The sequence below is a fragment of the Haladaptatus sp. genome (assembly GCF_049589095.1).
Taxonomy (GTDB): Archaea; Halobacteriota; Halobacteria; order Halobacteriales; family Haladaptataceae; genus Haladaptatus.
In genome coordinates this window covers 1-7,067 of record NZ_JBAWAC010000080.1, presented here as the reverse complement: position 1 = coordinate 7,067, position 7,067 = coordinate 1, and the positions used below count along the sequence as shown (strand labels likewise).

The 7,067-nt window shown below is 62.4% G+C and carries 8 protein-coding genes; 5 read left to right on the top strand and 3 right to left on the bottom strand.

Features of this window, described 5'->3' with window-relative positions:
* The 4 genes from WBV42_RS02830 to WBV42_RS02815 form a co-directional block, all read left to right on the top strand.
* Positions 1–817, top strand: an 817-nt coding sequence (locus tag WBV42_RS02830; protein ID WP_423984691.1) for a BCCT family transporter, incomplete at its 5' end; no start/stop codon positions are given.
* A 149-nt stretch (positions 818–966) separates the two neighbouring features.
* Complete coding sequence (locus WBV42_RS02825) at positions 967–1,092, top strand: hypothetical protein (RefSeq protein WP_255359199.1); 126 nt, start codon at positions 967–969, stop codon at positions 1,090–1,092.
* 225 nt (positions 1,093–1,317) lie between these two features.
* The gene (locus tag WBV42_RS02820) at positions 1,318–2,466 is read left to right on the top strand and encodes an acyl-CoA dehydrogenase family protein (RefSeq protein WP_423984690.1); all 1,149 of its coding nucleotides are present in this window, start codon (positions 1,318–1,320) and stop codon (positions 2,464–2,466) included.
* Positions 2,467–2,904: 438 nt separating this feature from the next.
* A complete protein-coding gene (locus WBV42_RS02815; protein WP_423984689.1) occupies positions 2,905–3,417 on the top strand; it encodes an MOSC domain-containing protein in 513 nt (170 codons plus the stop codon).
* Here the strand turns inward: WBV42_RS02815 and WBV42_RS02810 are convergent, their stop codons facing one another.
* A complete protein-coding gene (locus WBV42_RS02810; RefSeq protein WP_423984688.1) occupies positions 3,418–3,846 on the bottom strand; it encodes a PaaI family thioesterase in 429 nt (142 codons plus the stop codon). It abuts the gene before it with no gap.
* Positions 3,847–4,081: 235 nt separating this feature from the next.
* Between WBV42_RS02810 and WBV42_RS02805 the strand changes: the two genes are divergently transcribed.
* Positions 4,082–4,876 carry an enoyl-CoA hydratase/isomerase family protein gene (locus WBV42_RS02805; protein WP_423984687.1) on the top strand — a complete coding sequence of 265 codons (795 nt, stop codon included), beginning with the start codon at positions 4,082–4,084 and terminating at the stop codon, positions 4,874–4,876.
* A 12-nt stretch (positions 4,877–4,888) separates the two neighbouring features.
* Here WBV42_RS02805 and WBV42_RS02800 read toward each other — a convergent pair whose 3' ends face one another.
* Together WBV42_RS02800 and WBV42_RS02795 are read right to left on the bottom strand one after the other, a co-directional pair.
* Positions 4,889–5,686, bottom strand: a complete 798-nt coding sequence (locus WBV42_RS02800) for an N-acyl homoserine lactonase family protein (protein WP_423984686.1) — start codon at positions 5,684–5,686, stop codon at positions 4,889–4,891.
* A gap of 92 nt (positions 5,687–5,778) precedes the next feature.
* Positions 5,779–7,067, bottom strand: a 1,289-nt coding sequence (locus tag WBV42_RS02795) for a class I adenylate-forming enzyme family protein (RefSeq protein ID WP_423984685.1), incomplete at its 5' end; no start/stop codon positions are given.

The following is a 7,067-nucleotide window of genomic DNA, read 5'->3' as shown; positions in this document are numbered from 1 at the left end:
CTACAACGGGATGGCCTCGTTCGTGCTCAATCTGGGAACGCAGTCCGTCGGCCGGTATCTCAACCAGTTCATCAAGATGAGTCTGTTCACCGGCGCGGCGACCGGTTCATCGTTCGTTGGGGCTTGGACCATCTTCTACTGGGCGTGGTGGTTCTCGTGGGCACCCTTCTCCGGAATCTTCCTCGCGCGGATTTCGTACGGACGAACCATCCGCGAAGTGACGTTCGTCGGCGTCGTGGCGACGACGCTGGCGACCGTCCCGTGGTTCCTCGTCATCGGCGGGATGTCGATGCGGGTGCAGCAACTCGGTCGAGCAAACATCCTCGGTGTCCTCGCGAACTACGGCAACAACGAAGCAGTCGCCGGATATCCGTTGTTCGGGGCGCTCCCGGCGGGTGCCCTGTTATCCGGTCTGTTCTTCCTGCTGGTCATCACGTTCTTCGTCACGTCTGCCGACTCCTCGACGCTCGGCATCGCGATGCTGACCACCGGCGGAGAGGAACACCCCTCGGAACTCAACCGCCTCATCTGGGGCGTCCTTCAGGGACTCGTCGCCGCCGTCCTCATCGTTATCGGCGGAACCAGCGCGCTCCAGCAGGCCGCCATCATCACCGGCGGACCTGTCGCCATCGTCGGACTCATCGGTGTGTACGGCATGATAAAGGAGTTCAGCAGCTTCCAAGGACGCGTGCTCGTTCAGGAGGGTGCCTCGATCCGGGAGGACGACGACGCGCTGCTCGGGGGCGGGTCCGGCGGTGGCGGCGGAACCGGCGGTGGTACTTCCGCCCGCCCCGCCGACGGTGACGAGGGGGACTGACGTCGCTGGCGCGGCCAACCGCCTTCTATCCCATCCATCCCCTCCATCTGGCCATCTGGTCATCCATCCGGTCGGCGACGGAGGCGGGTTCCTCGCAGGACAAACTGTTAACTTTCCGGACGAACGAACGTCAACCGGAGGTACGATCGATGGTATCCGATACAGAATTCCCGTCGGAAGAATCGGACGGTCGAAGCGCACCCGACCTCGGCGACCTGGTCGACCGCATTCTGAACGGCGGGAACGATCCATCGCCGTCCGCCGGTAGTCGGTAACTCCGACCCGGAATCGGCCGACGAGCTGGCCTTTTTTCGTTCCGAAACGCTCAGCGGATGGTGTTCGGAATCCGATCGATGACGTCCGTCGCGACGAGCGGGACATCGACTTCGGTAAGCGTCTCACGGACTGTGGTCTCGTCCGAACGGGTGAGACCGGGACTGGCTCTGCCAGAAAAGGGTCTCGGCAACGATACCTTTGGCACTCGAAGCCGATGGTGACCCATGGAACTGTTGGACGATTCCATCATCCCCGAGGACGCCCGCGAGGTGAAAGCGGACGCCCGAGCGTTCGCCGAAGAGTACATCGAACCCAGCGCCGAGGAGTACTTCCGGAGCGGCGACTACCCGTTCGACATCCTCGAAGCCGGACAGGAGGCGAGACTGGTCGCCCAAGACCTCGGCCCCGAAGTCGGTGGGCGAGGGTTGAACATTCGACAGATGCTCGCCATCGCCGAGGAGTTCTACCGGGCGGACGCCGGAATCGCGCTCACGCTCCAACTGGCGAGTTTCGGCGGGGAGATCGTCGAATCCTACGGAAGCGAGGAACAGAAAGAGGAGTTCCTCCGCCCCGTGGCCGAATGCGAGGCGATAACGGGGCTCGCCGTTTCCGAACCGCAGACGGGAAGCGACTTGGCGGGGATGACGACGAGCGCTTCTCGGGACGGCGACGAATGGGTACTCGACGGCGAGAAGTACTGGATCGGCAACGCCGTCGAAGCCGACTGGGTGACCGTTTACGCGAAAACCGGCGAGTCGGACGACCGCTACTCGAACTACTCGATGTTCATCGTGCCGACGGACACCGACGGGTACGACGCCGAGCACATCCCCGAGAAGATGGGTTTCCGGGCGTCGAAACAGGGCCACATCGTGTTCGACGACTGCCGGATTTCCGAGGAAAACCTCGTCGGCCCCGAAGGGACGGGATTCTACATGCTCGCCGAGTTCTTCAACCACGGACGTGTCATCGTCGGGGGTCACGCGCTGGGCTTGGCGGCGGCGGCCATCGAGGAGACGTGGGAGTTCGTCCACGACCGAAACGCGTTCGGACGAAGCGTGAACGACTTTCAGGCCGTCCAGCACGACCTCGCGGACATGCTCATCGAATTCGAGCGGGCACGAGCGCTCAACTGGCGCGCCGCGGAAAAGGTCCAAAACGGCGAGAACCCAGGTTACTGGGCGGCGCTCGCCAAGACGACTTCGACGGAAGCGGCCGTCGAGTGCGCCGAAACGGGAATGCAACTGCACGGCGGTCGCTCGGTCCTTACCGACCGCAAGATCGCGCGGATCTATCGTGACGTCCGGATTCCCGTGATCTACGAGGGAGCGAACGGGATCCAGCGCAACCTCATCTATCGCCAGCGTCCCTGATCGCTGGCGACGTCACTTCCGAATTCGATATCTCGAAAAGGGGAACGAACGGGGGTGGATTCGAACCACCGGGGCTATCGATGATAGCCGCCATCGGTCGGACGAGAGCCTTCGTCCAACGATGGTGCTCTTACCAGCGAGCAACCCGTTCTCCGGGATTCCATCGAAAACGCGAGGGTCGGCGTAACGCCGACCGTGCGAGCGTACGACGGATGACTACTGACAGACGGACACATCGGCCGAACCAACGGCCGAACGTTGTGGCACGTGAGACCTGATTCAGTGCGACCTGCATACCGACCAATGGCCGGTTCGATCATTGTTATTCGGTGTCTGTCGTCCCGTCAGTCGGTGCTTGCGTCGTCGGTATACGGTGCCTGAACCGATATCGACCGTCACGCCCGTCGTCATTATCCCCGTCCATGACCAAGGACGCGTATGGCTCACATCACCGCGCTCTTCGTCACCGAGAACGGCTCAGAGCCGATGCGGTCGGTTTCCGACGTGCAGGCGGTCGCCGACAGGGGGCTCCTGAATGACCGTTATTTCAACGGCACCGGCTACTACTCGCCGTACGACGTCTGTCAGGTGACGCTGATCGCGTCGGAAGCGATAGACGAAATCAACCGAGAGTTCGGTCTCGATCTGACCGCCGGGGAACACCGACGCAACGTCGTCACGGAGGGGATCGACGTCCACGACCTGCTCAAGCACCGATTCCGGATCGGCGACACGGTGTTGGAGGGAACGCGGCCGCGGCCGCCCTGTGCGCACGTCGAGCAACTGAACGAGCAGGACGGCGTCGCCCGCGCGCTCAAGGCCGGACGAGGTGGCGTCTGTGCGGACGTGGTCGAAGGCGGGGAGATCGCCGTCGGCGACGAGATCACCGACATCGAGAAGATGGACAAGACCGACAGCATCATCGAGCGACTGCGGTCGAAGACTCGCTGACTATTTCCGAAAAATCCGGTACGAAGTTCGTCCGACGGCCGTTTCCGTTCGTTCCCCGTCGGGTCCGAGCGTCCAGACGGTCACGCGGACGACGCCCATCGAATCCCCGGAGCGGACGACCCTCGCTTCCGCGAGGAGGTCGTCGCCCGCCGGACGGATGTACGAGACGTTGAGATCCGTCGTCACGAGGCGTGTGCTCTCGGGGTCGTCCAACGTCGTCCGAAGCGCGAAACCGCTCGCGGTGTCCACGAGCGTCGCCGCGATGCCGCCGTGGACGACGTCGTCGTCGGCCACCGGGTTGAGGAGTTTTTCGTCGAACGGCACCCGCATTTCGAGGTGACCCTCTCCGACCGTTTCGACGCGGAGATCGAGCCACGAGAGATAGCCGTGGTCGTCGACGAACGACTGAAAGGGGTCCCGCTCGGTCATGGCGATCCTCCCGCCCACCGCCGTTTCCACCACCGTCGCCCTCGTCGCTTCCCACGAGAAACGCGTCTCATCGTCTTTGGAATCGGTGACCATCCGTTGTAAGTCTTTGCCAATAATCAATCGTTGGAAGGGGAATACGGAAATAAATACACCATCGTTCAGTACCTCTCCGAAGTTTTATTCCACAGTACGAAGTTGGTGGTCGTATGCATTCGAATCACGTCGGGTGTTCACGATGACCGATCCGGTCCCGATAACCGTCGATAACGGCGTCGCGACGCTCACGCTGAACCGCCCCGACGAACGAAACGCGCTCACGCGGGAGATATCCGACGCCCTCCGGGACCGGTTCACCGCGCTCGAAGAACGTGACGACGTTCGCTGTGTGATTCTGGAGGGAAAGGGCAGTGCGTTCTCGGCGGGTGGCGACATCAAGGCGATGCAGGCCCAACTCGAAGGCGACGGTTCGCTCGACGACGCCGTCGCCACGCTCGAACGGACGACGAGCGAGACGATGGCCCGCGTCGTCACCTGTCCGTACCCGACGGTCGCCAAGATCGACGGCCCGGCGGTCGGCGCGGGTGCGAACCTCGCCATCGCCTGTGACATCCAACTGGCGAGCACCTCGGCGAGCATCGGGTTTCTGTTCCGCCAAGTGGGTCTCAGCATCGACGCCGGAACGTCGTACCTGCTCCCGCGAATCGTGGGCGAGAACGTCGCCAAGGAACTCGTCTACACGGGCGAAGTACTCGACGCCGACCGCGCCGACGAACTCGGTCTGTTCAACCACGTCTACCCCGACGAGGAGTTCGACGAGCACGTCGCGGAGTTGGCCGGTCGAATCGCGAGCGGGCCGACCGTCGCGTTCCGCCACGCGAAACGCCTGCTCCGGGAGGGAACGGACAAATCGCTCGACCGCGCGATGGTGGACGAGGCGACGGCACAGGGCATCGTGTTCGAGACGCGGGATCACGAGGAAGGTGTTTCGGCGTTCTTGGAGGGTCGGACGCCCGAGTTCGAGGGTCGCTAAGACGCGGCGCTTTTACAACCCCGATTCGAGGCGTTCGAGGTCGCTTTCGTCGTGACCGCAGAGCACCGTCGCGTTGTGGCGGCGCTCGCGTTCCTTGAGTTCTCGAAGGCTCTCATACCAGTGGCGATGACTCCAGAGCAGTCCCGCACCGAGCGGTAGCCCCTCGTCGTAGTTCTCTCGGATGTACGCCTCGTCACCCGCGACGATGACTGTCCCGCTGTCGAGGTCGAGTTGAAGCCCCAGTAGGCCCGGCGTATGGCCGGGGAGGTGGACGAACTCGATGCCCTCGTAGTGCGTTTCGACGGATCGGTGAACGATTCGCCAGTTGAGGTCGTGGTCGAAGTCGCCGAGGACGTACGCGTCGCTCCCTTCCGTCGTCTTCGCGCTATAGTAGGCGAACTTCAGTTCCTCCTCGTGGACGTAGATGGGGATGTCTGTTCCGTCGAAGTGGTGCAGTCCACCCGCGTGGTCGAGATGTAGGTGGCTCATCACGACCGCATCGATATCCGCGAAGTCGTAGCCAGCAGCATCGAGCGCGTCCGGAAGCGGGTGTTCGTCGGCGTCATAGTGTTCGAACGCGGCGTACAGAGGTTCTGGCCAGTGGCCCTTCCCGGCGTCCGGATGCGACCCTGCATCCCAGAGAATGGTGGCTTCAGGATGGTCGATGACGAGATTGTACACGACGCCTTCGTCCATCGGTGCATCTGGGTTCGGTTCGGCCGCGGAACCGAGCTGATAGCCTTCGACGATGTGATTGATGTCGGTGCGGATGTGTCCACGGTGGATGGGTATTATGGTAGCATTTACCATAGATATGGTAATCCGGCGACGGTGTTAACGATTCGCAACTGTCAGGGGTTTCAGACATACGATGTTCGACGAGATTGTCCGGTTCGACGTCGCTACTCGTCCGACTCCACGAGTTTGAACTTCTGTACCTTGCCGCTCGCCGTGCGCGGCAGTTCGTCCACGAACTCGACTTCGCGGGGATGTTTGTACTCCGCGAGATTCGACAGACAGAAGTCCCGAATTTCGTCCGCTGTAACCGTTGTATCCGGCGTGGAAACGACGAAGGCTTTGACGGTCTCGTTGCGCCGTTCGTCGGGAATCCCGACGACGGCGGCGTCGGCCACGGCCGGATGCTCGAACAGCAACTCCTCGACTTCGCTGGGATAGACGTTGTAGCCCGCCGTGTTTATCATGTGCTTCTTTCGGTCCCTGATTTCGTAGTAGTTCTCCGCATCCCGGCGGGCGATGTCGCCCGTCCGCAGGTAGCCGTCGTCGGTGAACGTTTCGCTCGTTGCGTCCGGTCGGTCGTGGTATCCCGCCATCACCTGTGGCCCGCGGACAAGCAGTTCGCCTTCCTCCCCGGTCGGGAGTTCCTCACCGTCGGGTCCGACGATTTTGCAGTCGGTGATTCGCAGTGGCTGGCCGATGGTGCCGGGTTTCGGGCCGAACGTCGACCCGACGCTCGTGTGGGTCGCCGCCGTCGTTTCGGTCAGCCCGTACCCCTCGGCCAGTTCCACACCGGCGGTGTCCTCGAATCGCTTTTGGACAGCGACGGGCATCTTCGCCCCACCCTCGTTCACCGTGTTGAGGCTCGACAGGTCGTAGTCGCCGAATGCTTCGTCGTTGACCATGTCCACGAACATCGCCGAGACGCCGACAAAACTCGTGATTTCGAACGCCTCGATGGTTGCCATCGCGTCCTCAGCGTTCCACTCTCCCGGATTTCGAAGGTGGACGGTCCCGCCGCGCAACAGCGTTTGCCACGTCGAATGGACGAAACCGGTGATGTGATACAGTGGGAGAACGGCCAACGCACGCTGTTCGTCGGGGAGATTTTCGGTGAACGTGAAGCCGGAAAACGCCTGTGCGCGGAGGTTGCGGTGGGTGATATGGACACCCTTCGGTCGCCCAGTGGTTCCGGAGGTGTACGGCTGCATCGCCACTTCGTCCCGACTGCGGTCGATCAGGAGTGGTTCGCCGATCACGTCGCCGAACGGAACGGCTTCGGTTTCATCGTCGTCGCTCCCGACAGTGACGATGGTCGGATCGCGGCCAGTTTCGGCACAGGCGTCGATGAGTTCCTCGCGCAGGACCGGGTGTGTCACCGCTACCGAAGCGTCCGTGTCTTCGAGTTGGTAGGAGAGCTCTCGGGCCTTGTACTGCGGGTTGACGGGCGAAACGA

Coding starts and splice junctions, on each gene's coding strand:
- WBV42_RS02810 (WP_423984688.1), bottom strand. CDS start 3,846: ATGACCGAGCGGGACCCCTTTCAGTCGTTCGTCGACGACCACGGCTAT.
- WBV42_RS02800 (WP_423984686.1), bottom strand. CDS start 5,686: ATGGTAAATGCTACCATAATACCCATCCACCGTGGACACATCCGCACC.
- WBV42_RS02825 (WP_255359199.1), top strand. CDS start 967: ATGGTATCCGATACAGAATTCCCGTCGGAAGAATCGGACGGTCGAAGC.
- WBV42_RS02820 (WP_423984690.1), top strand. CDS start 1,318: ATGGAACTGTTGGACGATTCCATCATCCCCGAGGACGCCCGCGAGGTG.
- WBV42_RS02805 (WP_423984687.1), top strand. CDS start 4,082: ATGACCGATCCGGTCCCGATAACCGTCGATAACGGCGTCGCGACGCTC.
- WBV42_RS02815 (WP_423984689.1), top strand. CDS start 2,905: ATGGCTCACATCACCGCGCTCTTCGTCACCGAGAACGGCTCAGAGCCG.